Origin of the sequence: Agrobacterium sp. MCAB5 (assembly GCF_052114365.1) — a bacterium.
Lineage (GTDB): Bacteria > Pseudomonadota > Alphaproteobacteria > Rhizobiales > Rhizobiaceae > Agrobacterium > Agrobacterium tumefaciens.
In genome coordinates this window covers 240,023-264,636 of sequence record NZ_JBFREP010000002.1, presented here as the reverse complement: position 1 = coordinate 264,636, position 24,614 = coordinate 240,023, and the positions used below count along the sequence as shown (strand labels likewise).

Genomic DNA, 24,614 nt, shown 5'->3' with positions numbered 1-24,614 from the left:
GCGGAACGGGCGTCTGGGCATTTCCGGCAAGAGGAAGCTGAAAATGCCGGAAACGGAAATGACAGCTCTTATATTAAGTTGCGTACGGTATGTTTCAACCGTTCGCTCTGGCAATCGCCATGATTTTTCTGTGATGCGAAACTTGTCTCTCGGCTTTCCTGCCTGACAGGCAGGCGGATGCCGAACGCGCATTGGTCTTGTCCGATACGCGCGAATCATGTGTTGCTGTTGTTAAGCAATCACGCATATGCCGCAATTTGGCCTTTGTCGCACCAGACGGATTGATACGAAGACGTAACTTGTAGTGTTGCTTGCGTCATAACAGGGCGTGAAGTGTAAAAAAGTACAATAAGACGGAAAAATTATCCAAACGGTTTACTCAAAACCTAGAGAAAATACGGATAAAATCTCACTAAGGATATAACACTCATTCCTGATATATATTGCGAGCGTCGGTTCCCTTGACCCTCAGAGGTTGGCGAAAACCCCTCGACCTGAACGCTAGATGGAGAAAGAGTATGAGTTTCGCCCGGGTACTTCTCAGTGCGTTTCTGTCGCTCATGTGGCTTTCCTGTGCCGAGGCCGGGACGATCGCCAAGCCGCAAGGCAAGCCGATATTGACCATCTCCGGAAACATCACCAACACCAATGCCGATGGCGCTGCGGTATTCGATCGCGACATGCTGGAGGGATTGGGCATGGTGACGGTGGAGACCACGACGCCCTGGCACGATGGCCGCGTTCGTTTTGACGGCGTGTCACTGGCAAAGTTGATGGATCTCGTCGGTGCAAAAGGCACCAGCGTAACGGCAGTTGCACTCAACGATTATGTGAGCACCATACCGGTTGAGGATTTTAAGAAATTTAACGTTATCCTCGCGATCAAGCTGGATGGCAACTACATGACAGTTCGCGAAAAGGGTCCGCTGTTTGTCATCTATCCCTATGATAGCGACCCGGAATTGCAGAAGCAGACCTATTATTCGCGGTCCGCATGGCAAGTTGCCAAATTGATAGTGGAATAAAGGTGCCGTTTGCGAAAACTTGTGGCGGTGATCATCTGTTGCTTCGTCCTGGCAACGGGCTATATCGCTTTCGTCATTGCCGAGCGTCAGACCGCTCTGCAGAAATTTGCCCGCTATAACGATTCGTGGGCGGTCAGTCAGACCGTGGCGGAGTATCTCCGCCTTCAGAACAAATTGGCCGTTTTTGCGCTCAGTCCCGGTGTCATAGACCGGGACGAATTGCAGCTGCGCATGGACATCATGCTAAGCCGCCTGGAGCTCTTGAAGCAGGGTAACCTCGGCGCTTTCATCAATGAAAAACAGCAATGGCGGGATCTCGTAACCCGCCTTGACGCGGTTCTGGCCCGCCTGGAACAGCAGATGAACACCTTGGAGCCAAGGGATGTTCCGGATCTGCTCTCCGAGATGAGCTCGCTCGATGCGCCGATGACGACGCTGGCTTCGTCGTCGGTCGCCTATGACGTCAATCTGATCGATACGGCCCATGAGGACGTGCGCAAGCTGCATATCGTCTACACCGCGCTTGCGGGCGGATTGATCCTGTGCGGCATCGCGCTGGTGATATTGCTGCTTCGCCAGAACGATCTGTTGAACCGCGCGCAGAAAAGCATGCGCGGGCTGACGGACGACCTGCGCGCCGCCACGCTTGAATTGCAGGCCAAGAATGTCCGGCTGGAGCATGATGCCTATCATGATGCGCTGACGGGCCTTCCGAACCGCTCGCTGTTCCGGCAGGAACTTATCGAGCGGTTGCGCCGCTCTTTCGGCGGCAATGGAACGACGGCCATTCTTCTGCTTGATCTCGATGGGTTCAAGGACGTCAACGACACGCTTGGCCACGATTCGGGCGACGCCTTGCTTCAGGCCGTGGCACAGCGCCTTTCGGGGATCGGCGGTGATTACGACATGGTTTGCCGCCTTGGCGGCGATGAATTCGCTGTCGTGTCAGATGATCTCAATGAGGACACGGCGCGCCGTCTCGCCTCCAAGCTTATCGAGCAGATCAGCCGGACCTACCAGCTCGGCGAGCAGGAGGTGAAAATCGGCACCTGCATCGGCATCGCCATATCGCATGGTACCGTCGATGCGGATGAATTGTTCAAGCGCGCGGATCTGGCGCTTTATGAAGCCAAGGCCATCGGCCCTGGCCGGGCGAGTGTTTTCAAAGTCCGCATGCAAAAGCAGCTGACCGAAAAGAAATCCTTCGAGGCTGATCTGCAGACTGCGCTGCAGAACGACGAGATGGAGGTCTATTACCAGCCGCAGGTGGCGACGCAGACCCGCAAGCTTTGTGGCTTCGAGGCACTTTTGCGCTGGAAACATCCAGTGCGCGGCGATGTTCCGCCCAGCGTGTTCATTCCCGTTGCGGAACGAACCGGCCTTATCCATTCGCTCGGAAAATGGGTGATGGAGACTGCCTGCCGCGAGGCGATGCGATGGGATGAGGACATGAAGGTGGCGGTCAATCTCTCGCCGGTTCAGTTCCACAGTACCAACCTCATTCAGAACGTGATGGGTGCCCTTGATAAAAGCGGGCTGGAGCCGAGCCGGCTCGAGCTTGAGATCACCGAATCGATCCTGCTGAACAAGAGCGACCAGACGATCAACACGCTAACGCGGCTGAAGGCCGTCGGCATCCAGATCGCCATGGACGATTTCGGCACCGGTTACTCCTCGCTTGCGAATTTGCGCGGCGTGCCGTTCGACAAGATCAAGATCGACCGGTCATTCCTGCGCGATATCACCAGCGACCGCGACGCGCTGGCGATCGTCGAATTCGTGGTCGGCGTCGGGCGCAGCCTTAGAATGACCACCATCGCCGAAGGCATCGAGACGGAGGAGCAATATGAGCTGGTCAAACGTCTGGGATGCGATCTGGTACAGGGCTATCTGATCAGCAGGCCGTTGCCGGCCAAGGAGCTTGTGGCCTGGAGTTCTGTTTGAACGGGTTTGCTTTCGAACAGGGCAAGCCATGTTAAATTTCAGTGGGATACATCGTTGACGGCGAAAACCAACACCGTTTGTCGCACCGATACTGTAGAGCATTCGCGGTCTATGCGGGATCGTTCTGTTGACGAGACCGGGTTTTGAGAAAGGGCTTGGGAAATATGGAAATTCTGGATGTGCATGGCGTAGCCCTGCCTCTTTCTTCCGATGAGGTATCGCCCGTCATATGGCAGGCGCTGACCGACGGCAGCTATGAGGCGAAAGAGGCCCGCAGCGTCCTGAAAGCCATCAAGCCCGGCGATCGCGTATTGGAACTGGGGTCCGGCATCGGCATCATAACCTCGATCATTGCCGGTATTCAGGATGTTTCCGTTTGGGCATTCGAGGCCAATCCGTCCACAGCGGCACTGGCGGAACGGGTGATCAAGGCAAATTGCCGTGGCAATGTCGTGTTTTCCCAAGGACTTCTCACGGCCGACCAGCCGCGTACCTATCCCTTCTATGTCCGCAAGGATCTCTGGATGTCGTCCATGGACGAAAATCAGGGTCCTTATGAAAGGCGCATCGAAATCTCGTCCGAGAATATCGATGCGTTTGTCGCCAGCCGGGGCATCACGGCGCTCGTGATGGATATCGAGGGCGCGGAACGCGATCTGCTCGGCAATGCCGAGCTTGCTGGCGTGGAGCGGATATTCGTCGAGCTGCACGATCACCTTTATGGCCTCGAAGGTGTTCGCGACATCATGCAGGCACTGACCGCCAAGGGATACGCCTATGATCCGCGCGGTTCACGCGGCCCTTGCGTGTTGTTTTCCAAGGACGACAGCCCGAGGGAATACGATCCCGACGTGGATTGAGAGTTCGAATAACTTAGCGAGTTTCGTTTCCGGCGGTGTGCAGTCGCGACCGCGCCCGTGCGCCGTTGATTACAATTTAAACCGCAACTTATCCGGTTGGTTATTTCAATCCGTTTGCGTCTTCTGTCGCAACTTTTCGGTCGCGGTGCCGTTTAGCGCCGGTACCCGGGCGTAAGACAACGGGCGGCACGGCCATTATTGCCAGATCAGCAATTCATTCAGAATTATTGTTGCAATTGTTGCGGATATTTTCCTGCGTCATCATCCCTCCATCAAACCGGCGCACAACATAGATCGCACCGGAAGATGCCAACGCAACCGAAGGAGAAACGATCATGGGCTTTGTTAAGACGACAGATGGAACGGACATCTTCTACAAGGACTGGGGCCCGAAGGATGCTCAGCCCATCGTGTTTCACCACGGCTGGCCACTCAGCTCCGACGACTGGGATGGACAGATGCTGTTTTTCCTCTCGAAAGGGTATCGTGTCGTCGCCCATGATCGCCGTGGTCACGGTCGCTCCGCGCAGGTTTCCGAAGGTCACGATATGGACCATTATGCCGCAGACGCCTTTGCCGTTGCAGAAACGCTGGACCTGAAAAATGCCGTGCATATCGGCCATTCCACCGGCGGTGGCGAAGTGGCGCGTTATGTTGCCAGACACGGTGAACCCGCAGGCCGCGTCGCGAAGGCCGTTCTGGTTTCCGCCGTGCCGCCGCTGATGCTCAAGACCGAGGCCAACCCCGAGGGCCTTCCGATGGAGGTTTTTGATGGCTTCCGTTCAGCACTTGCCGCAAACCGCGCGCAGTTCTTCCGCGATGTGCCCTCCGGCCCGTTCTACGGCTTCAACCGCAATGGAGCGACCGTTCAGGAAGGCGTGATCCAGAACTGGTGGCGGCAGGGTATGATGGGCAGTGCCAAGGCGCATTACGATGGCATCAAGGCATTCTCGGAAACCGACCAGACCGAAGACCTGAAGGCCATCAGCGTGCCCACACTCGTGCTGCACGGTGAAGATGACCAGATCGTGCCGATTGCGGACTCTGCGCTGAAATCGGTGAAGCTCCTGAAAAACGGTACGCTGAAGACCTATCCCGGCTTCTCGCACGGCATGCTGACCATCAATGCAGACGTGCTCAACGCCGATCTCTTGGCCTTCATCAAGGCTTGATCCTTTTGCAAAACGGAATGCGGCTGGATACCCGGCCGCATTTTGTCGTCTTGCGTCAAGCCAGACGGGCCTGCCATTCGCTGCGATAGGCGGGAAGCCCTGCAATGGCATCGGGAGCGAAATGACGCTCGCGGCCGGCAAGTGGTTTGATACCGGTGAGGAGTGCTGCCCCGGCACTGGTGCCTGTGGAACCGCTGACGGCGATGACCTCAGTTTCGGCAACACCTGCCAGCGCCTTGAGATAAAGCGCATTGCTGGCGAATGGCCCTTCGACCAGTATCGGGCCTTTCTGCCCGATGAGCGATAGACTGAACTCCGTCATCAGGGCGAGATAAAGCGCCGCTGCCGCGTGCCGTTCAGCAACCGTGGCATTGTCGTCGGCAATCCAGCGCGCTGTTTTGCCGGGGAAGGGGCCGGAACCGCTGACGACGCTGGGCAACAGCATCATGCCTCTTGTGAGCACGCCGCCGAGAGCGGCTTTGGTTTCTTCGTCCGGAGCAGGCCCGAATTGTTGCGTCAGCGTTTCATATTCCCTGCCGCCCATGAAGCGGGAGGAGGGAACGGGACGCCCGAGGGCATCGACATTCAAAAGCGTATCACGGGCGGGATCCAGCGTCTCCGCCGTACCGCCGATGGCGAAATTCACCACCCAGGTGCCGGTGGAGACGACCGAAAAATCACCCTGCCGCCGCAGCAGATGCGGCAGTAGCGAGGCGTTGGAATCGTGGATGCCGCAATAGACCGATATATCCGCCGAAAGCCCGGTTTCCAGCGCCACCGATTCGCGGACTGGCCCGAGTACATCGAAGGCGGAGCGCACCGGTGCCATCAAGTGCGCAATGCCCAAGCGCTCGACCAGCGATGAAAACGCCTTCAGCCGCGGATTCCACAAATCCGTATGGCAACCGAGCGAGGTCGTCTCGGTGGCCTGAACGCCGGTCAGCCGCCCCGCCCAATATTGCGCGTAGGTGACGATGCTGCGCACCCCAGCGAATTCCTGCGGAAAGGCGGTTTTCTGGAAATGGATTTGTGCGCCAAGGTTCAATCCGGCTGGAAGCGAGGGCGAGCCGGTTTCAGCAAAATCCGGCCTGATGCGGAGATAGGCTTCCGCAACGCTTGCGGGGTAGCTGTGCTCGTAATCCAGCACAGGCATGGCAAGATCGCCGTTTTCGTCAAGAAGTGCGGCAGACGCGCCATGGGTCGTGATGGAAATCGCGTCGAAACCCGGCTCTTCCGCGAACCGCCGCAGAGAGGCGAGAATGAAGCTCCAGAGCATCTCCACATCGTAATGCGGATAAATGCCGTCACGAAGGACAGGGTTGGAACGTCTGTCACCGGTTATCTCTTCGCCGTTTCGGGTGTCGATGACAACGACCTTGGCATTGGTCTTGCCTATATCGATGACCGCGACGCGGCGTGGCTTTGTCATGTCATTCATGGCAGGTGGAACACCGTCACAAGGTCAGTCGCGACAGGCGAATTATCGGGGTTGCTTTCCATGATGTCAGCCATATGCGCCCACCATTTCTTCATCACGGGATGCTCGGGCAATGCTGCCATGCCGTGGTTCTTCGGGCGGGTCAGCACGCCGAACAGGATGTCGGTTTTCGGGTCGAGGTGGATTGAATAGTCGCTCACACCCGCTTCATGCAGTAGAGCAACCAGTTCCGGCCATATCTCGTCATGGCGCCGTCTATATTCGGCTTGCTTGCCGGCGAAGAGTTTCATCTTGAAAGCGTGTTTTTCTAATTCCGGCATGGCTTAGCCTCTGATGGCGCGAAGGCGGCGCACAACGATGGGTATGGCGATGGTGATGATCAAAAGCAGGCCGACGAAGATCGACATGACGATGCCAGGCACGTTCAGAAGACCGAGGCCGAAGGTGACGAGGCCCATGACGAAGGCAGCGATGACGACACCTGCAATGGTGCCGGAGCCGCCGAGAATGGACACGCCGCCGAGCACCACCATGGTCACGACTTCAAGCTCCCAGCCTTGAGCAATCGAGGGACGGGTGGAACCGAGCCGCGAGGTGAGGCAGACGGCGGCGATGCCGCTCATCAGGCCGGTCAAAAGGAAGAGGATGAATTTGACCCGCTCGACGGGAATACCGGAAAAACGGGCGGCAAACGGATTGTTGCCGATCACGTAGACCTGCCGGCCGAAATTGGTGGCGTGCAGCAGAATGGCGAAGATGACGGCCATGGCGAGGAACAGTACGAATTCGAAGGAGATGACCGAGTACACGTAACCCTGACCGAAATAGGCGAAATCCGCCGGATATTTGCCATAGGCCTGATCACCCAGCACCATATAGGAAATACCGCGAAACAGGCTCATCGTACCGATGGTGACGACGATGGATGGCAGTTTGAGGCCAGCGACGAGAAAGCCGTTGAACGCCCCGCAGAGTAGCCCGGTTCCGATGCCGATGGCGACGAGCCCCGGCGTGCCGACACCCATCTGCACCGCCGCACCCATTGCGGTGGAGGCGAGAGCGATGATGGCGGCGACTGAGAGATCAATCTCGCCAGCGATGATCAGAAGCGCCATCGCAAAGGCGATGATCGCCTTTTCGGTGAAGTTGAACGTCGCGTCGGACAGGTTCCAGGCATTGAGAAAATAGGGCGAGGCAAACGAATTGGCGATGAAGATGAGGATCGCGACGCCGAGCAGCAGCACTTCCCAGCTTGCCAGGAGACGGCGCAACGGCGTGCCAAGCTTGTCTGGAATGATGCGCGGCTTCTGCGCCGGTTGAGAATTCGTACTCATGCTGCGGCCTCCTTGGCCTGATCGCTTGCCGCCCGGTCGCGCAGGATGAAGCGCCCTTTTCGAGCTTCGGCGCGGGCGTTGAAGACGACGGCGAGCACGATAACCACGCCGGAAATCGCCATTTGCGCGAAGGGAGAAATGCCGATGACGGGCAGGGCGTTCTTGATGACGCCGAGAAACAGTGCGCCGAGCACAGCGCCTGCCACCGAGCCAATGCCGCCGGCAATGGAGATGCCGCCAATCACATTTGCCGCCACGCTATCGAGTTCGAAACCGGCGGCGATATCCACATAGGCAACGGCATAACGCGACACCCAGAGATAGCTGGCAAGTCCTGCCAGTGCACCCGACAGAACGAAAGCCAGAAAGCGCGTGCGGCCGACATCGATGCCGGCATAGACCGCAGCGCCCGGATTACCGCCGGAAGCGTAGGCGGAGCGGCCGAAAGAAGTCCGGCTGAGCACCAGCCAGGCACCGGCGATGATGAGGATGGCGACCCAGGACAGAACCGGCATGCCGAGGATCATGGTGCGCGGCACGTTGAGGAAGGTCGGCGAAAGCTGGTGCGCATTCACCCAGCCGCCGCCCGACAGCACGAAGGCCATGCCGCGATAGATGGTGAGCGTGCCGAGCGTGACGACGATGGGCGGAATGCCGAGCCACCAGACGAGAATGCCGTTGATCGATCCCAGAAACGCGCCGATGCCGACCGCCATGGCGATGAGAAGCGGCAGTGGAATTCCCGGGAAGGCGGCATTGGTCATCGCCACTGCCATGCCGGTGAAGGCGAGGTTGGCGGCAACCGAAAGATCGATGGATTTGGTGAGAATGACCGCCATCTGGCCAAGCGCCAGGATGATGAGGATGGAGGTATCGTTGAAGATATTGACGAGATTGGCCGGCTTACCGAAACCGGGCGCTCGCAGCGCAAAGCCTGCGATCATGATGACGATGATGCCCGCCAGCAGCCATTCGCGATTTTTGAGAAAACGTTGCATGGTTTTGCCCCTCTCAGGCGTTGCCGGTGGCGGCGCGCACCAGCTTTTCCGGAGAAAAATCGGCGCGTTCGAACTGACCTGCCATCAGGCCTTCGCGCATGACGATGGCGCGGTCGGACATGCCGAGAATTTCGGGAAGTTCAGATGAAATCATGATGATGGAGAGACCTTCGGCCGCCAGCTCGCTGATGAAGCCGTGCACGGCGGCCTTGGAGCCGATATCGATGCCCTTGGTGGGTTCATCGAGAATAATGACTTTCGGCTGCGTGGCGAGCCATTTGCCGATCACCACCTTCTGCTGGTTGCCGCCGGAAAGCGTGCCGACGGGCACGGACAGGGCGGCGGCGCGCAGGTCGAGGCGTGAGGCATATTTGCGCGCCAGAGCAAATTCGTTTGCGGCGGCGAGAAAGCCCTTGCGAGAGGTGCGGGCAAGAGAGGGGAGCGACATGTTCTGGTAGATCGGCATGTCCAGCGCCAGCCCATGCCGTCCACGCTCTTCCGGCACATAAACGATCCCGGCGCGGATCGCATCCTCCGGCGAACGGATGACGAGCGGTTCGCCGTTGAGGGTAATCTGTCCTGAGGCTGGGCGCGTGATGCCGAAAAGCGACTGGCACAGTTCCGACCGCCCGGCGCCGATCAGCCCATAAAGGCCAAGAATTTCGCCTTTGCGCAGATCGAGAGAAATATCGCGAAATTCCGTCTGGTGTGAATAATTTTGCACCGAAAGAACCGTCGGGCCGAGTGTGACCTCCTGTTTCGGAAAGGCGTTCGTGACGTCGCGGCCAACCATCAGGCGCACGATCTCGTCCTGCGTGGTGGCGGCGAGATTACCCGCGCCGACCATCTTTCCGTCCCGGAATACGGCGTAATTTTCAGCGATTTCATATACTTCATCGAACTTGTGGCTGATGAACAGGATGGCCTTGCCCTGCCGCTTCAGGTTTTCAACGATGCGGAACAGATCATCGATTTCCTTGCGGGAAAGGGCGGCTGTCGGTTCGTCCATGATGACGATACGTGCCTCGACGGAAAGCGCTCTGGCGATTGCCACGAGGTGGCGCTGCGCGATGGAAAGGTCCTTCAGCCGAATGGACGGATCGATGGTGCTTTCGAGCTGTTCAAGCAGGACCCCGGCGCGCGCATTGATGGTCTTCCAGTCAATGAGGCCGAAACGGCCTTTGGGCGCATGACCGAGGAAGATGTTTTCGCCCACGGAAAGCTCGTCGAACAGCACGGTTTCCTGATGAATGGCGGTCACGCCGGCATCGATGGCATCCTGTGCGCCGTGAAAGGTGACAGGCCGGCCATCGAGAAGGATTTCCCCTTCATTCGGGCGGTAGATTCCGGTGAGAATTTTGACGAGCGTGGATTTTCCAGCACCGTTCTCGCCGATCAGCGCCGTGACCTTGCCGGGATAAAGCGCGATATCGACGCCATCCAGCGCCTTCACGCCGGGGAATATCTGGCTGATGCCGCGCATTTCCAGAATGGGCGTCGCGCTGGAAGTCTCGGTAACGTCTAAGATTTTGGTTTCAGCACGCATCATTCCGTCTTACCGGTTGGTTTTGAGTGAAGCGGCGAGAGGCACCCCCCTCTGCCCTGCCGGGCATCTCCCCCACAAGGGGGGGAGATCGGCAAGCGGATACACCCTGCCTATGGAACGAGCGGGTGCGGCATATCGATCTCCCCCCTTGAGGGGAGATGTCCGGCAGGACAAAGGGGGGTAGCCTTCGCACTGCCGGAAATTATTCAGATCAGAAAATCTTCGAGAACTGATCGATGTTTTTGGCGTCATAAATGAAGGGATCGGCCATGGCCGCTTCGCTATTTTCGCCAACCTTGATCTTGCCCATGCGGCCGGCTTCGATTTCCGAGCCCGGCTTGCCGTCTGCTTCACCCTTCACAAGGCGGTAGGCAATCTGGGTGGCGGAATAACCGAGGTCGATCGGGTTCCAGATGGCGAATTCCTTGGTTGCGCCTGATTTGATGGCGCCAGCCATCTCCGAGGGCAGGCCAAGGCCCGTCACAAAGACCTTGCCGATCTTGCCCGCATCCTTCACGGCCTGAGAGGCCGCAAGAACGCCAACCGTCGTCGGTGCGACGATGACCTTTACATCAGGATGGGAGGAAAGCAGGCCCTGTGCTTCGCGGTAGCTCTTGTCGGCAAGGTCGTCACCATAAACGGTGGTAACGAGGTTGAGGCCGGGGAAGTCCTTCAACTGCTTCTTCATCTCATCGATCCAGATATTCTGGTTCGTGGAGGTGGTGGTGGCAGAAAGGATGGCGAAATCGCCCTTGCCGCCTTCCAGGTGCGATGCGGCAAGCTGCAGGCACATCTTGCCGATCAGCGCGTTGGACGAGGGGTTGAGCTGCAGAATGCGGCCTTCAGGTGCCACGCCGGAATCCCAGGAGATGACCTTGATGCCGCGCTGCGCCGCCTTTTTCAGCGCCGGAACTACGGCGTCCGGGTCATTGGCGGAAATGGCGATGGCATCCACGCCCTGCGCGATCAGCGAATTGATGACCTCGATCTGGCCTTCCGCGGTGGTGCTGGTCGGGCCCGTATAGATGATCTCGACGCCACCGAGGTCTTTTGCAGCCTCCTGCGCGCCCTTGTTGGCGGCTTCGAAAAAGCCGTTGCCAAGTGATTTGACCACCAGCGCGATCTTCACATCGGCTGCCTGGGCAACGCCGCCAAGACCCGCGACGGAAAGCGCCGCGCTAAGTGCCAGGACGCTCGTCAATGTTCTGCGTGTAAGTTTCATGTTCCTTTTCCTCCCGTTTTTGAACCTGTTCCTCTCTTCGGTGCTTCCTCAAGCGACCGAAGAGGAATCCTCCTCATCAGGCGGGTTGGCTATCTTGCCATCCCCCGCTGCGCCGGCGATCAGCAATTCGACGCCGGCGTTTTCAACCATCCGCGCCGCCTCATCCGAAATCCCGTCATCGGTGATGATGGTCGAGACGTTTTCGAGTGGGCATAAAATCAGGCTGGATCGTTTTTTGAATTTCGAGGAATCGACCATCACGATCAGCTCTTCCGCCTGCCGCATCAGCTTCTGCTCGCTCTGGATCACCAGCGCGTCCGATTCCATGATGCCGAGTGCGCCGATGCCCTGCGCGCCGAGAAAAATTCGTCTTGCGTAAAAATTGCGGATGGCATCGTTTTCGAAGGGCGACAGGATGAGGCTTTGATCGCGATAGATCGCGCCACCCGGCACGCTGACATTGCATTTGGAATGTTTGACCAGATGCTCCGCAATCGCGAAGGAATTGGTCATCACCTGCAGCCGGCGCGCCGCCATGTAGTGCACCATCTGGAATGTGGTCGTCCCACCATTCAGGATGATCGCATCACCGTCATTACAGAGATCAACCGCCTTGCGCGCAATTGCGCGTTTCTTGTCGATGTTGACCGATTCGGACACGCGGAACGGTCGCGCGGCCAGATTACCCAACTGCGGTGGATGCACCGCTTCGGCACCGCCACGCACGCGTCGCAACTTTCCCTGAACATGCAGGGACGCGATATCCCGGCGGATCGTTGCTTCCGACGCATCCGTCAGTTCGGCAATATCCTGCACCGTCACGACAGCTTTTTCCTGTGTGGCGCTCAAGATGATGCGATGGCGTTCGCGTTCGTGCATGTGGTCCTCCTGATTGTGATTATTCGCAATCTCTTTACGTTGTCAATCAAGAACGATCAAATTAATCAATATCGCGCTGCAACATGAAAATTTATGATCGTTTTTGATTGACATTATGCTTTTGTATGCGCGATATCTGCCGTCAACGGAGGCGGGCCGATATCGGCACCCGCGAATGCAGACTTGACTTGGGAGGAAGACATGACGGGAAAATCCCGCCTTCTCGAAAGCCGTTGGGACGATGCCTATGCCAAAACGCTCGATGAGCCTGGCAAGCTGCTTTATCGCTCCAATCTGCTTGGCGCCGACAAGCGCATCACCAATTACGGCGGCGGAAACACATCCGCGAAGGTGCTCGAAACCGATCCGCTGACGGGCGAGAAAGTCCGCGTCATGTGGGTTAAAGGGTCCGGCGGCGATGTCGGGACCATCAAGCTCGATGGCTTTGCGACGCTTTATCTCGACAAGCTGGAAGCGCTAAAGGGCATTTACAAGGGTGTCGAGGATGAGGACCGCATGGTCGGCTTCCTGCCGCATTGCACTTTCAACCTCAACCCACGCGCCGCCTCCATCGATACGCCGCTGCACGGCTTCGTGCCTTTTGATCATGTCGATCATATGCATCCGGATGCGATCATCGCGATTGCCGCCTCCAAAAATTCGAAAGAACTGACGCAGCAGATCTTTGGCGATGACATCGGCTGGCTTCCCTGGCGCCGTCCCGGTTTCCAGCTAGGTCTCGATCTCGAGGCTTTCGTAAAAGCCAACCCCGAGGCCAAGGGCGTTGTGCTGGAAAGCCACGGTCTGTTTACCTGGGATAACGACGCCAAGACATGTTACGAGCTGACGCTCGCCATCATCAACAAGGCGATCGAATGGTTTGCGGCAAAGACCGAAGGCAGGACGATTTTCGGCGGTGCCGTTGCCAGGAGCCTGCCACTTGCCGAACGCCGCGCGATTGCTGCGCGGTTGATGCCGGAAATCCGTGGTCGGATCGGCCGCGAGGAGCGCAAGCTCGGCCATTTCGATGATCAGGACGCGGTTCTGGAGTTCGTCAATTCGAAGGATCTGAAGCCGCTCGGAAATCTCGGCACCTCCTGCCCGGATCATTTCCTGCGCACGAAAATCCGCCCGCTGATCCTCGATCTCGATACGGCAAATCCCGATGTGGATGCGCTGACAGCCGGTCTCGACAAGGCGCTTGAGGCCTACCGCGCCGACTACGTCAGATATTATGAGGCGTGCCGCCATGATAATTCGCCTGATATACGCGACCCGAACCCGGTGATTTTCCTGATCCCCGGTGTCGGCATGCTGTCCTTCGCCAAGGACAAGGCGACCGCCCGTATCGCCGGTGAATTTTACGTCAACGCCATCAACGTCATGCGCGGCGCTTCCACCGTGTCCGAATATCAGGGCCTACCCGAACAGGAAGCCTTCGATATCGAATATTGGCTGCTGGAAGAGGCAAAGCTGCAGCGCATGCCGAAGCCGAAAAGCCTTGCCGGACGCGTGGCCTTTGTCACCGGTGGCGCCGGCGGCATCGGCCGGGCGACGGCGGAAAGGCTGGCAGCGGAGGGCGCCTGCGTTGTTCTCGCCGATATTGACGAGGCGGCGCTGGAGGCGGCCAAGGGCGATTTCGCGAAGCGCTACAGTGCTGATGCGGTGCGCAGCGTCAAGCTGGATGTGACGCAGGAAGACGCGGTCATTTCCGCCTTTGCGGAAGCGAGCGTGGAATTTGGCGGCGTGGATATTCTCGTCTCCAATGCCGGCATCGCCTCGTCTGCACCGGTGGAAGACACGACGCTTGCCATGTGGAACAAGAATATCGATATTCTCGCGACGGGTTATTTCCTCGTGTCGCGGGAAGCATTCCGGCTACTCAGGCGTCAAAATCTCGGCGGTAACGTGGTGTTCGTCGCCTCTAAAAACGGTCTTGCCTCTTCGCCCAATGCTTCTGCCTATTGCACGGCCAAGGCGGCTGAAATCCATCTTGCCCGTTGCCTTGCTCTGGAAGGGGCGGAAGCCGGCATTCGCGTCAACACCGTCAATCCCGATGCCGTTCTGCGCGGTTCGAAGATCTGGAACGGCGAGTGGCGCGAGCAGCGCGCGGCCTCGTCGAAGATCGAGGTGACCGATCTGGAGGAACATTACCGCAAGCGTTCTATGCTGAAGCTCAATGTGTTCCCGGAAGACATCGCCGAAGCGATCTACTTCCTGGCGTCCGACGCGTCGGCCAAATCAACCGGCAATATCATCAATGTCGATGCCGGCAATGCGCAGAGCTTTACGCGGTAGGAATTTCGGCACGTCTCACCTCCGTCATCCCGGCTGAATGCCGGAATGACGGAGGGGGCGATGATCGAGCATGCACTGGACCGATTCCGGGGAGGAAGAGATGACCGACACCAAAATCGCCGCCGATGTGATCGCGGCCGAAAACGACAAGCGCGCCGCCGCGCTGAAGGACGACTACGATGCGCTGGGCAACCAGCTTGCGCGCCGCAACATCGATATCGATGCTGTCACCGCCAAGGTCGCGGAATTCTTCGTCGCTGTTCCATCCTGGGGTGTCGGCACCGGCGGCACCCGTTTCGCCCGCTTTCCGGGCGAAGGTGAGCCCCGCGGCATTTTTGACAAGCTGGATGATTGCGCCGTCATCAACCAGCTGACACGGGCGACCCCGAATGTCTCCCTGCATATTCCGTGGGACAAGCAGGACCCGAAGCGTTTGAAGGACCATGCCGACACGCTAGGTCTCGGCTTCGACGCCATGAATTCCAATACCTTCTCGGATGCACCGGATCAGAGCCATTCCTACAAATACGGTTCGCTCAGCCACACCGATGCCGCAACGCGGGGCCAAGCCGTGGAGCACAACATCGAATGTATCGAGATCGGTAAAGCCATTGGTTCCAAGGCGCTGACGGTGTGGGTGGGCGATGGTTCCAACTTCCCCGGCCAGAGCAATTTCACCAGAAGTTTCGAGCGCTATCTCGCGGCCATGGCCGATATCTACAAGGCGCTGCCGGATGACTGGCGCATCTTTTCCGAACACAAGATGTTCGAGCCTGCTTTCTATTCCACCGTCGTGCAGGATTGGGGCACCAACTACCTCATCGCCAATACGCTCGGTGAAAAGGCGTTCTGCCTCGTTGATCTCGGTCACCATGCGCCGAACACCAATATCGAGATGATCGTCTCCCGGCTCATCCAGTTCGGCAAGCTCGGTGGCTTCCACTTCAACGATTCGAAATATGGCGATGACGATCTGGATGCCGGCTCCATCGAGCCTTACCGCCTGTTCCTCGTCTTCAACGAGCTGGTAGATGCCGAACATCGTGGCGTGAAGGGCTTCCATCCCGCCCATATGATCGACCAGTCGCACAATGTGACCGACCCAATCGAAAGCCTGATTTCCAGTGCCAACGAAATCCGCCGCGCCTATGCGCAGGCGCTGCTGGTGGATCGCGCGGCTTTGGATGGCTACCAGCAAGACAACGATGCGTTGATGGCCTCCGATACGCTGAAACGGGCCTATCGCACCGATGTCGAGCCGGTTCTCGCTAAAGCAAGGCAGTTGGCGGGCGGCGCGATCGATCCTGTTGCCACCTACCGGGCGAGTGGTTATCGCAAACGGGTTGCGGCGGAACGCCCGGCTTCGGTCGGCGGCAGCGGCGGGATTGTTTAGGGGTTGGGGTTTGAGGGGACAGGCGGAGAAGCCGAGCCTACTTACAAACCTTGCCGCAAACGCGACGTCATCCTCGGCCTTGTGCCGAGGATCTGCCGACATTTCACAAAATAGATAGGTAGCAGATGCTCGGGACAAGCCCGAGCGTGACGAAGGTGAAGGTGTCCGTCACCACCTCACCAACTCCTCTGCGCCGTTCCCTCACTCCCCGGAAGGCGATTGCCTGCGGACCTGAAACGTATGCTCCGGCCCCGGAAACGCACCGGAGCGCACCTCTTCGGCATAACCTGCCGCTGCCTGTGAAACGGTCGCACCCAGATCGGCGAAACGTTTGACGAATTTCGGTTTGAAATCGGTGAAGAGACCGAGCATGTCGTCGGAAACCAGCACCTGCCCATCGCAGGCCGGTGATGCGCCGATGCCGACAGTCGGGACGGAGAGTTTTTCGGTCAATTCGCGCGCAAGCGGCTCGACGGTACCTTCCACGACAATGGCGAAAGCACCGGCCTGATCGACCGCAATCGCATCGCGCCAGATTTTCTGCGTTTCCGCATCTGAATGCCCAAGAGAGCGAAAACCTCCGGCGGTGTGGACCAGCTGCGGCATCAGCCCGACATGGCCGAACACCGGAATGCCGCGCGCCACGAGAAAGGCGATGGTTTCGGCCATTTCCTCACCGCCTTCCAGCTTCACGCCATCACAGCCGGTTTCCTGCATCAGCCGCACGGCGTTGCGGAACGCCTGTTCCTTTGATTCCTGATAGGTCCCGAAGGGGAGATCGACGATGACGCAGGCGTGTTCCACACCACGCATGACGGCGCGGCCGTGGGCGATCATCATATCCAGGGTGACGCCGACCGTCGTGTCCATGCCATAAAGTACCATGCCGACTGAATCGCCAACCAGCAGCAGGTCGCAATGCGGATCGAGCAGGCGGGCAATCGGCGTCGTATAGGCGGTGAGGCAGACGATGCGCGCACCGCCTTTCATTTGCTTGATGGAGGCTGTCGTCAGCCGCTTCTGTTTCGCGTGCGTGCTCATCGTGCAGCCTCCTGTTTGCCGGTTTTATCACGTCCGATGACGCGGTTGTCGAGAAGGCGGGTGTTGCCGACCCGCACGAACAGTGCCACCAGCACAGGCCCCGCCTGCAGCGAAACCACGGGGGCCAGCGTGTCGGGATCGCGCACCGCCACGACTTCGGGCAACGCCAGCTTCTCCTTGGCGATGAATTTTTCTATCGCCGCTTCTAAAGTGGCCGGGTCGTCGCAGCCCTCATCGTACAGCCGCTCGGCCTCATCAAGCGCGCGCGGCACAATTACGGCGGCGGCACGCTCTTCAAGGCTCAGGTAGACATTGCGCGAGGAGCAGGCGAGCCCATCCGCCTCACGTACGGTGGCGACGGGAACGACGCGGACTGGCTGGGCGAGATCGTCCACCATGCGCCGGATCAGCGTTACCTGCTGGTAGTCCTTTTCACCGAAATAGGCGGCACCCGGCTGCACGAGATTAAAAAGCTTAGTGACAACAGTCGTAACCCCGGCAAAATGCCCCGGCCGTACCGCACCTTCCAACTGGCTTCCCAGTTCCGGCACATCCACCACGGTCTGCATCGGGCGCGGATACATCTCCGTAACCTCGGGTGCGAAAAGAATGTCGACACCTGCCTCTTCCAGCAGCGCGCTATCGCGGGCGAGATCGCGGGGGTAACGGGCAAGATCCTCATTGGCTCCAAATTGCAGCGGATTGACGAAGATCGAGACCACCGTCACGTCGTTCTCCGCTTTCGCCCTGGCAACCAGCGTCAGATGGCCGATATGCAAAAAACCCATGGTCGGCACGAAGCCGACGGTCTTGCCATCGCGACGAAACTTGGCGGTCAGACCGCGCAACTCGGCGACGGTTTTTACAAGGCGCATAGGTTCTCCTCCGGCTCCCCGATCGCCCTCCGGCGAAAGGTGGTGGATAGAACTCGATTTGCCGAACGGGGTCAACGCGACTTTGGGCATTATATCGATTAAGACCTTGAGCGGTGGTTCAGGACCCGCCAGCCCAGATCGGCGGGCGTTTTCCAGCGAAGGCGTCTCTGCCTTCGCGCGCCTCCTCGCTGCTGCTGATCTTCGCGATGACGCTTTCGGCAAAGGCGAGCCGTTCACTGGCCGGCATGTCGCGCATCCTCAGCAGCGCTGCCTTTCCGGCGGCGACTGCGCCCGGCGCGTTCTGCCGCAAGCGGGCGATTACTCCCTCGATCACGCCATCGAGTTCGGCACGTGGCGCCGTGCGGTTGATGAGGCCGATGCCTTCGGCCTCTGCGGCGGTGACCGGTTGCCCCAGATAGGCCATTTCGTGGAGGCGGCTCAGCGGTATTTTGGCCAGAAGTTTCGCCGCCACCATGGCCGGGAAAAGCCCGACGCGAACTTCCGGCAGGCCGAACTCAGCATGATCGGCGGCATAAGCGAGATCGCAGGCCGCGATAAGGCCTAGCCCACCCGCCAGCACCCGGCCATTGACGCGGGCGATGACGATTTTGTTGCAGGTCTCGATAGCGCGCATCACATTGGCGATGGGGTTCGTTCCGTCTCGCGAGAGGAACATGCCACCAGCGCTTTCCTTCAGATCGGCCCCTGAGCAGAAGCTACGGTCGCCCGCCGCCGTTATCACAACGGCACGCAGGTCGCCGTCGCTGGAGGCCGTCCGGATCGCATGCGTCAAGGCGTCCGTCATCGCGGCGTTCATGGCGTTGTGGACGTCCGGCCGGTTAAGCGTCAGCCACAGAACGTCCTTGCGCTTCTCGCTCAACAGCTCACCCACCATGTGCATTATCCTCCATCTTTACGGCAAGCAGTGCTTTACCTGCGCGTGCCGCATTCGCCCTGCCGAGATGGCGACTTATCCAGTCTCCCGTTCTCGCCACCGTCATCAGGTCGATGCCGGTTTTGATGCCAAGCCCGTGCAGGAGATAAACAACGTCTTCGGTGGCGACATTGCCGCTTGCGCCCGGCGCAAAGGGGCAACCGCCGAGCCCGGCCACGGAACTGTCGAACACACAAATACCTTCCTCAAGCGAAGCCAGCACATTGGCGACGCCCTGCCCATAGGTGTCGTGGAAATGCATGGCGAGTTTTTCGCGCGGGATGCGGGTCGATACATGTTGGATGAGCTTGCGGATTTGCCCGGCCGTGCCGACACCAATCGTATCGCCGAGCGAGATTTCGTAGCATCCCATGGCGACAAGCGCTTCGGCCATCGCCGCCACATCTTCGGGTGCGACCGCGCCGTCATAGGGGCAACCGGCGATGCAGGAGACATAGCCGCGCATGCGGATGTTACGGCTGGCAGCTGCCTCCGAAACATCGCGCAGGCGCTCGAGGCTTTCGGCGCGCGAACAGGCGATATTGTGCTGGCTGAAGCCTTCGGATGCGGACACGAAAACGGCTATCTCCGTCACACCGGCTTCAACGGCGGCCTCGAAACCCTTGATATTTGGAACGAGCGCCGGATAGGCGGTATTGGGGTGTCGTTTGAGGCCTAGAAGCACCTCCTTCGACCCTGCCATTTGCGGAACTTTTTTTGGCGAAACGAAGGCTCCCGCCTCCACCGCTGCCAATCCGGCCGCAGCCAGCCGCTCGATCAACCTGATCTTGATGGCGGTGGGAACCTCAGCAGTTTCGTTTTGCAGGCCATCACGTGCGCCGACCTCGACGATCTTGACGGTTTTGGGCAAGGCCATCTCATGCGCCCTCCGGTTCGAAATCCACCAGCATGGCGCCGGCTTCGACCATATTACCTTCGGCGCAGTTGATGGCGGTGACGGTGCCTTTTGCTGGCGCACGGATAGTGTGCTCCATTTTCATCGCCTCCATCACCACAAGCGCGTCACCGGCCTCAACCGCTGCGCCCTGCTTGCTTAGAATGGCGCGGATGACGCCGGGCATCGGGGCTTCCAGACCGCCGGTATGGGTGGAGGTATCCGCTACATCGACCGGGTCGGGCTGGCTGATGCGATAGTGCTCGCCATCCAGAAAAAGCGCGTGGCCGTTATCGCTGGCAAAGAAACGGCACTGCCTTTGCCTGCCATCGACGGTCGCCCGCAGTGCGCCGTCTTGTGAGATGCTGCCATGAGCGCGGATTGCCCGCGTGCCGATCTCCAGTGAAAAACCATCTGGCTCATGTTTAACGGCGACATCGACCGGCTGTTGATCCAGGACGAAACGCAGGGTTTCCCGCGCTGGCGCATTGAGGCGGAAAGAGTTCGTATTGTTCCAAGGGCTATAAGGATCGGCCTGCGGCTTGGCCCCGTTCCGGCGTGAGAGAAGCAGGCCGAGCGTGGCCAAAGCTATTTCGTTCTCGCCCGTGGCTCCGGGGGCAAAGAGCGCCGCTTCGTTGCGGGCTATGAAGCCGGTATCGAGTTCGGCGGCGGCGAAAGCATCCAGCCCTGCAAGCCGTGTTAAAAAGGCGGCATTGCTGGTGACGCCGCAAATCGCCAGTTTTTCGAGTGCAAGACGCAGACGCCGCACGGCAGACAGACGGTCGTAATCCCAGACGATCAGCTTGGCGATCATCGGATCATAGTGCACGCTGATGGCGTCGCCGGTGCGTATGCCGCTATCTATCCTAAGGTGAGGTCCTTCTTCCGGAAAGGCGAGGTGGCTGACCGTGCCGATTGACGGCAGAAAATCATGCGTCGGGTCTTCGGCGTAAATCCGTGCCTCGATGGCATGGCCGTTGATGCGCAGATTGCCCCAGTCGTCCGGCAGCGCCTCTCCATTCGCAACACGGATCTGCCATTCTACCAGATCGAGCCCGGTAATATATTCCGTGACCGGATGCTCGACCTGAAGCCTCGTGTTCATTTCCATGAAATAGAACGCGCCGGACGGGTCGAGCAGGAACTCCACCGTTCCAGCCCCGCGATAGTCGATGGCGCGGGCGGCGGCGACCGCCGCGTCGTACATGCGTTGCCTGAGCGTATCGGGCAGGCCGGGGGCAGGGGCCTCCTCTATGACTTTCTGGTGCCGGCGCTGGATCGAGCAATCGCGCTCGAAAAGCGAAAGACAATTGCCATGGCCATCGGCAAAGACCTGCACCTCCACATGTCGCGGCCGTTCCAGATATTTCTCGATCAGCATACGGTCATTGCCGAAGGCGGCGAGCGCTTCGCGTTTTGCGCCGGCGAGTTCTGCCGCAAATTCACGCTTTTCACGGACAACGCGCATGCCCTTGCCACCGCCGCCAGCTGAAGCCTTGAGTAAAACCGGATAGCCGATGGCTTCTGCCTCGCCGGCAAGCTTTTCGTCGGCCTGATCCTCGCCGTGATAGCCGGGCACCACGGGAACGCCCGCCTTCGCCATAAGCGCCTTCGCCTCGCTTTTTCCGCCCATGGCGCGGATGGCATCGGGTGTCGGGCCGATGAAAATGATGCCGGCAGAGGCGCAGGCTTCGGCGAAACCGGCATTCTCCGAGAGAAAACCGTAACCGGGATGAATGGCTTGCGCGCCGCTTGCCTGTGCGGCGGCGATGATCTTTTCAGCATCGAGATACGACGAGCGGGCAGGTGCAGGACCGATCGCAATGGCCTCGTCGGCCAGCGCCACATGCATGGCGTCGCGGTCGGCATCCGAATAGACCGCGACGGTGCGGATGCCCATCTTGCGGGCGGTGCGGATGATCCGGCAGGCGATTTCGCCGCGGTTGGCGATCAGTATTTTTGAGAACATCGTCGCCTCACATCCTGAATATGCCGAAACGGGTGGGTTCAATCGGCGCGTTCAGCGCGGCCGACAGGCCAAGGCCGAGCACGAGGCGGGTGTCCTTCGGGTCGATGATGCCATCGTCCCACAGCCTTGCACTGGCATAATAGGGGTGACCTTCCCGCTCGTATTTTTCCCGGATCGGCTGTTTGAACGCCTCCTCGCCCTCCTTGGACCAGTGGCGGCCATCCGCCTCGATGCCGTCGCGCCGGATTTGCGCCAGAACGGATGCCGCCTGCTCGCCGCCCATGACGGAAATGCGCGCATTCGGCCACATCCACAAGAAGCGCGGCGAATAGGCGCGCCCGCACATGCCGTAATTGCCCGCACCGAAGGAGCCGCCGATAATGACGGTGAATTTCGGCACTTTAGCCGATGCAACGGCCGTAACGAGCTTGGCGCCATCCTTCGCGATACCATCAGCCTCATAGGCCTTGCCGACCATGAAGCCGGTGATGTTCTGCAGGAAAACCAGGGGAATGCCGCGCTGGCAGCAGAGTTCAATGAAATGCGTGCCCTTCAGCGCCGATTCCGAAAACAGAATGCCGTTATTGGCGACGATGCCGACGGGATAACCGTGGATATGGGCGAAACCACAGACCAGCGTCGTGCCGTAAAGCGCCTTGAACTCGTCGAATTCGGAACCATCCACCAGACGCGCGATGATCTCGCGCACCTCGAAAGGCTTGCGCGTATCGGTGGGCACGATGCCGTAAAGCTCCTCCGATGGATAAAGCGGTTCTGCGGGTTCGCGAATATCCAGCTCCACGCGTTTGCGGCGATTGAGGGTGGAGACGATCCTTCGGGTCAGCGAAAGCGCGTGGCGGTCATCGTGGGCATAGTGATCAGTCACGCCGGATTGCCGCGAATGCACATCCGCGCCACCCAGTTCTTCCGCACTCACCACTTCGCCCGTTGCGGCCTTCACCAGCGGCGGGCCGCCGAGGAAGATCGTGCCCTGATTTTTGACGATCACGGACTGGTCGCTCATAGCAGGCACATAGGCCCCGCCAGCCGTACAGCTTCCCATCACCACGGCGATCTGGGCGATGCCTGCCGCCGACATATTGGCCTGATTGTAAAAGATGCGGCCGAAATGATCGCGGTCGGGAAAAACCTCGTCCTGATTGGGAAGGTTCGCACCGCCGGAATCGACCAGATAAATGCAGGGCAGGTGGTTTTCGGCAGCGATCTCCTGCGCGCGCAGATGTTTCTTGACCGTCAGCGGATAATAGGTGCCGCCTTTCACCGTCGCGTCATTGGCCACGATGACGCATTCACGGCCTGCGACCCGACCGATGCCGGTGACGATGCCGGCGGCCGGAACGGGTTCGTCGTAGACCTCGTATGCTGCGAATTGCGAGAATTCGAGAAACGGACTGCCGGGATCGAGCAGTGCCTCTATCCGGTCGCGCGCAAGCAATTTGCCGCGTGACAGATGCCGTTCGCGCGCCTTGTCGCCGCCGCCCTTGGAGATTTTTTCGACATGCTGCCGCAGGTCATCCACCAGGCCCGACATGAAGGTGACGTTGGCGGAAAAGGTGGGATCGCGGTTCAGACTGGATGTAAGCTTCATCGCATTCCTCACCCGTTGCCTTTGACCAGTTCGCGGCCGATCAGCATCCGGCGGATTTCGCTGGTGCCCGCGCCGATTTCATAAAGCTTGGCGTCCCGAAGCAAGCGACCCGCCGGGCTTTCATTGACATAGCCGGAACCGCCGAGAAGCTGGATTGCATCCAGTGCAACTCGCGTCGCCCGCTCGGCGGCAAACAGGATCGCACCTGCCGCATCCTGCCTTGTGATGCGGCCATTGTCGCAGGCGCGCGCCACGGCATAGACATAGGCGCGGGAGGCGTTCATGGCCGAATAGATATCGGCAAGCTTTCCCTGCACCAGCTGGAATTCGCCGATCGGCTTGCCGAATTGCTTGCGCTCGCGCGCATAGGGTAGCACCAGATCGATAGCCGCCTGCATGATGCCAACAGGGCCGGCAGCCAGCACCGCGCGCTCGTAATCAAGCCCGCTCATCAGCACCGTCACGCCGTCGTTCAAGCGCCCGAGGAGGTTTTCCTCCGGGACCTCGCAATCCGTAAACACCAGTTCGGAGGTGGGTGAGCCGCGCATGCCAAGCTTGTCGAGTTTTTGTGCGGGGCGAAAACCCTTGAAGCCTTTTTCGATCAGAAAGGCCGTGATGCCACGCGCACCGGCGGACATGTCCGTCTTGGCGTATACAACCAGCGTGTCTGCCTCGTGACCGTTGGTGATCCACATCTTTGTGCCGTTCAGCACATAGACGTCGCCCTTACGTTCCGCCTTCAGCCGCATCGAGACGACATCCGAGCCGGCTTCCGTCTCGCTCATGGCGAGCGAACCGACATGCTCGCCCGACACCAGCTTCGGCAGATATCGCCGCTTCTGCTCTTCCGTTCCCCAGCGATGAATCTGGTTGATGCAGAGGTTGGAATGTGCGCCATAGGACAGGCCGATGGACGCGGAAGCGCGGCTTATCTCCTCCATCGCCACGCAATGAGCGAGATAGCCCATGTCAGCACCGCCGAATTCCTCCGAAACGGTAATACCGTGCAGACCGAGTTCACCCATCCGCGGCCAGAGCTGGCGCGGAAACTGATCGTTGCGATCGATTTCTGCGGCGAGCGGCGCTATTTCATCGTCTGCGAATGCTCTTGCGCTGTCGCGCAATGCTGCGATTTCCGGGCCGAGATCGGCATCGAAAATGGCGGCGAGGTTCAAACTCATC

20 protein-coding genes are annotated in these 24,614 nt (G+C 59.2%); 6 read left to right on the top strand and 14 right to left on the bottom strand.

Annotation, left to right across the window (positions count from 1 at the left end; all coding sequences use genetic code 11):
• Positions 1 to 518: 518 nt before the first annotated feature.
• The 4 genes from AB4Z23_RS05940 (at position 519) to AB4Z23_RS05925 (ending at position 5,001) form a co-directional block, all read left to right on the top strand.
• Positions 519 to 1,025, top strand: a complete 507-nt coding sequence (locus tag AB4Z23_RS05940; protein ID WP_003511212.1) for a molybdopterin-dependent oxidoreductase — start codon at positions 519 to 521, stop codon at positions 1,023 to 1,025.
• Positions 1,026 to 1,034: 9 nt separating this feature from the next.
• A complete protein-coding gene (locus tag AB4Z23_RS05935) occupies positions 1,035 to 2,969 on the top strand; it encodes a putative bifunctional diguanylate cyclase/phosphodiesterase (RefSeq protein ID WP_003511211.1) in 1,935 nt (644 codons plus the stop codon).
• 164 nt (positions 2,970 to 3,133) lie between these two features.
• A complete protein-coding gene (locus tag AB4Z23_RS05930) occupies positions 3,134 to 3,829 on the top strand; it encodes an FkbM family methyltransferase (protein ID WP_065687832.1) in 696 nt (231 codons plus the stop codon).
• A gap of 335 nt (positions 3,830 to 4,164) precedes the next feature.
• Positions 4,165 to 5,001, top strand: coding sequence for an alpha/beta fold hydrolase (locus AB4Z23_RS05925; RefSeq protein ID WP_112674739.1), 837 nt, complete (start codon positions 4,165 to 4,167; stop codon positions 4,999 to 5,001).
• Between the two features lie 55 nt (positions 5,002 to 5,056).
• On the opposite strand, the gene AB4Z23_RS05920 is transcribed toward AB4Z23_RS05925, so the two are convergent.
• The 7 genes from AB4Z23_RS05920 to AB4Z23_RS05890 all read right to left on the bottom strand — a co-directional run bounded on the left by AB4Z23_RS05920 (position 5,057) and on the right by AB4Z23_RS05890 (position 12,418).
• Positions 5,057 to 6,439: an FGGY-family carbohydrate kinase gene (locus AB4Z23_RS05920; RefSeq protein ID WP_065687830.1), complete on the bottom strand. Its 1,383-nt coding sequence runs from the start codon at positions 6,437 to 6,439 to the stop codon at positions 5,057 to 5,059.
• The gene (gene rhaM, locus AB4Z23_RS05915; protein ID WP_065687829.1) at positions 6,436 to 6,759 is read right to left on the bottom strand and encodes an L-rhamnose mutarotase; all 324 of its coding nucleotides are present in this window, start codon (positions 6,757 to 6,759) and stop codon (positions 6,436 to 6,438) included. Before rhaM ends, AB4Z23_RS05920 begins: the two co-directional genes overlap by 4 nt.
• 3 nt (positions 6,760 to 6,762) lie before the next feature.
• Positions 6,763 to 7,773, bottom strand: coding sequence for an ABC transporter permease (locus AB4Z23_RS05910; protein WP_003511205.1), 1,011 nt, complete (start codon positions 7,771 to 7,773; stop codon positions 6,763 to 6,765).
• Positions 7,770 to 8,771, bottom strand: a complete 1,002-nt coding sequence (locus AB4Z23_RS05905; protein WP_065687828.1) for an ABC transporter permease — start codon at positions 8,769 to 8,771, stop codon at positions 7,770 to 7,772. The genes AB4Z23_RS05910 and AB4Z23_RS05905 overlap by 4 nt, the downstream gene beginning before the upstream one ends.
• Positions 8,772 to 8,784: 13 nt before the next feature.
• The gene (locus tag AB4Z23_RS05900; protein ID WP_065687827.1) at positions 8,785 to 10,320 is read right to left on the bottom strand and encodes a sugar ABC transporter ATP-binding protein; all 1,536 of its coding nucleotides are present in this window, start codon (positions 10,318 to 10,320) and stop codon (positions 8,785 to 8,787) included.
• Between the two features lie 208 nt (positions 10,321 to 10,528).
• A complete protein-coding gene (gene rhaS, locus AB4Z23_RS05895) occupies positions 10,529 to 11,539 on the bottom strand; it encodes a rhamnose ABC transporter substrate-binding protein (protein WP_003511200.1) in 1,011 nt (336 codons plus the stop codon).
• Between the two features lie 48 nt (positions 11,540 to 11,587).
• Entirely contained in the window at positions 11,588 to 12,418 is an 831-nt protein-coding gene (locus tag AB4Z23_RS05890) for a DeoR/GlpR family DNA-binding transcription regulator (protein ID WP_003511198.1), read from the bottom strand.
• Between the two features lie 201 nt (positions 12,419 to 12,619).
• Between AB4Z23_RS05890 and AB4Z23_RS05885 the strand changes: the two genes are divergently transcribed.
• Together AB4Z23_RS05885 and rhaI are read left to right on the top strand one after the other, a co-directional pair.
• Positions 12,620 to 14,716 carry a bifunctional rhamnulose-1-phosphate aldolase/short-chain dehydrogenase gene (locus AB4Z23_RS05885; RefSeq protein ID WP_065687826.1) on the top strand — a complete coding sequence of 699 codons (2,097 nt, stop codon included), beginning with the start codon at positions 12,620 to 12,622 and terminating at the stop codon, positions 14,714 to 14,716.
• Positions 14,717 to 14,816: 100 nt separating this feature from the next.
• A complete protein-coding gene (rhaI, locus tag AB4Z23_RS05880) occupies positions 14,817 to 16,109 on the top strand; it encodes an L-rhamnose catabolism isomerase (RefSeq protein ID WP_003511194.1) in 1,293 nt (430 codons plus the stop codon).
• Positions 16,110 to 16,310: 201 nt separating this feature from the next.
• Here the strand turns inward: rhaI and panB are convergent, their stop codons facing one another.
• From panB to AB4Z23_RS05845, 7 genes are all read right to left on the bottom strand, one after another.
• The gene (gene panB / locus AB4Z23_RS05875) at positions 16,311 to 17,150 is read right to left on the bottom strand and encodes a 3-methyl-2-oxobutanoate hydroxymethyltransferase (protein ID WP_065687825.1); all 840 of its coding nucleotides are present in this window, start codon (positions 17,148 to 17,150) and stop codon (positions 16,311 to 16,313) included.
• Entirely contained in the window at positions 17,147 to 18,025 is an 879-nt protein-coding gene (gene panC / locus AB4Z23_RS05870; RefSeq protein ID WP_065687824.1) for a pantoate--beta-alanine ligase, read from the bottom strand. Before panC ends, panB begins: the two co-directional genes overlap by 4 nt.
• 118 nt (positions 18,026 to 18,143) lie before the next feature.
• On the bottom strand, positions 18,144 to 18,920 hold the full coding sequence (locus AB4Z23_RS05865; protein WP_113291591.1) for an enoyl-CoA hydratase-related protein: 777 nt from the start codon (positions 18,918 to 18,920) through the stop codon (positions 18,144 to 18,146).
• The gene (locus tag AB4Z23_RS05860; RefSeq protein WP_065687822.1) at positions 18,910 to 19,836 is read right to left on the bottom strand and encodes a hydroxymethylglutaryl-CoA lyase; all 927 of its coding nucleotides are present in this window, start codon (positions 19,834 to 19,836) and stop codon (positions 18,910 to 18,912) included. Before AB4Z23_RS05860 ends, AB4Z23_RS05865 begins: the two co-directional genes overlap by 11 nt.
• Before the next feature lies 1 nt (position 19,837).
• On the bottom strand, positions 19,838 to 21,823 hold the full coding sequence (locus AB4Z23_RS05855) for an acetyl/propionyl/methylcrotonyl-CoA carboxylase subunit alpha (RefSeq protein ID WP_112674735.1): 1,986 nt from the start codon (positions 21,821 to 21,823) through the stop codon (positions 19,838 to 19,840).
• A gap of 7 nt (positions 21,824 to 21,830) precedes the next feature.
• Positions 21,831 to 23,432: a carboxyl transferase domain-containing protein gene (locus tag AB4Z23_RS05850; RefSeq protein WP_035199563.1), complete on the bottom strand. Its 1,602-nt coding sequence runs from the start codon at positions 23,430 to 23,432 to the stop codon at positions 21,831 to 21,833.
• Between the two features lie 8 nt (positions 23,433 to 23,440).
• The gene (locus tag AB4Z23_RS05845; RefSeq protein ID WP_035199562.1) at positions 23,441 to 24,613 is read right to left on the bottom strand and encodes an isovaleryl-CoA dehydrogenase; all 1,173 of its coding nucleotides are present in this window, start codon (positions 24,611 to 24,613) and stop codon (positions 23,441 to 23,443) included.
• Position 24,614: the final 1 nt, after the last annotated feature.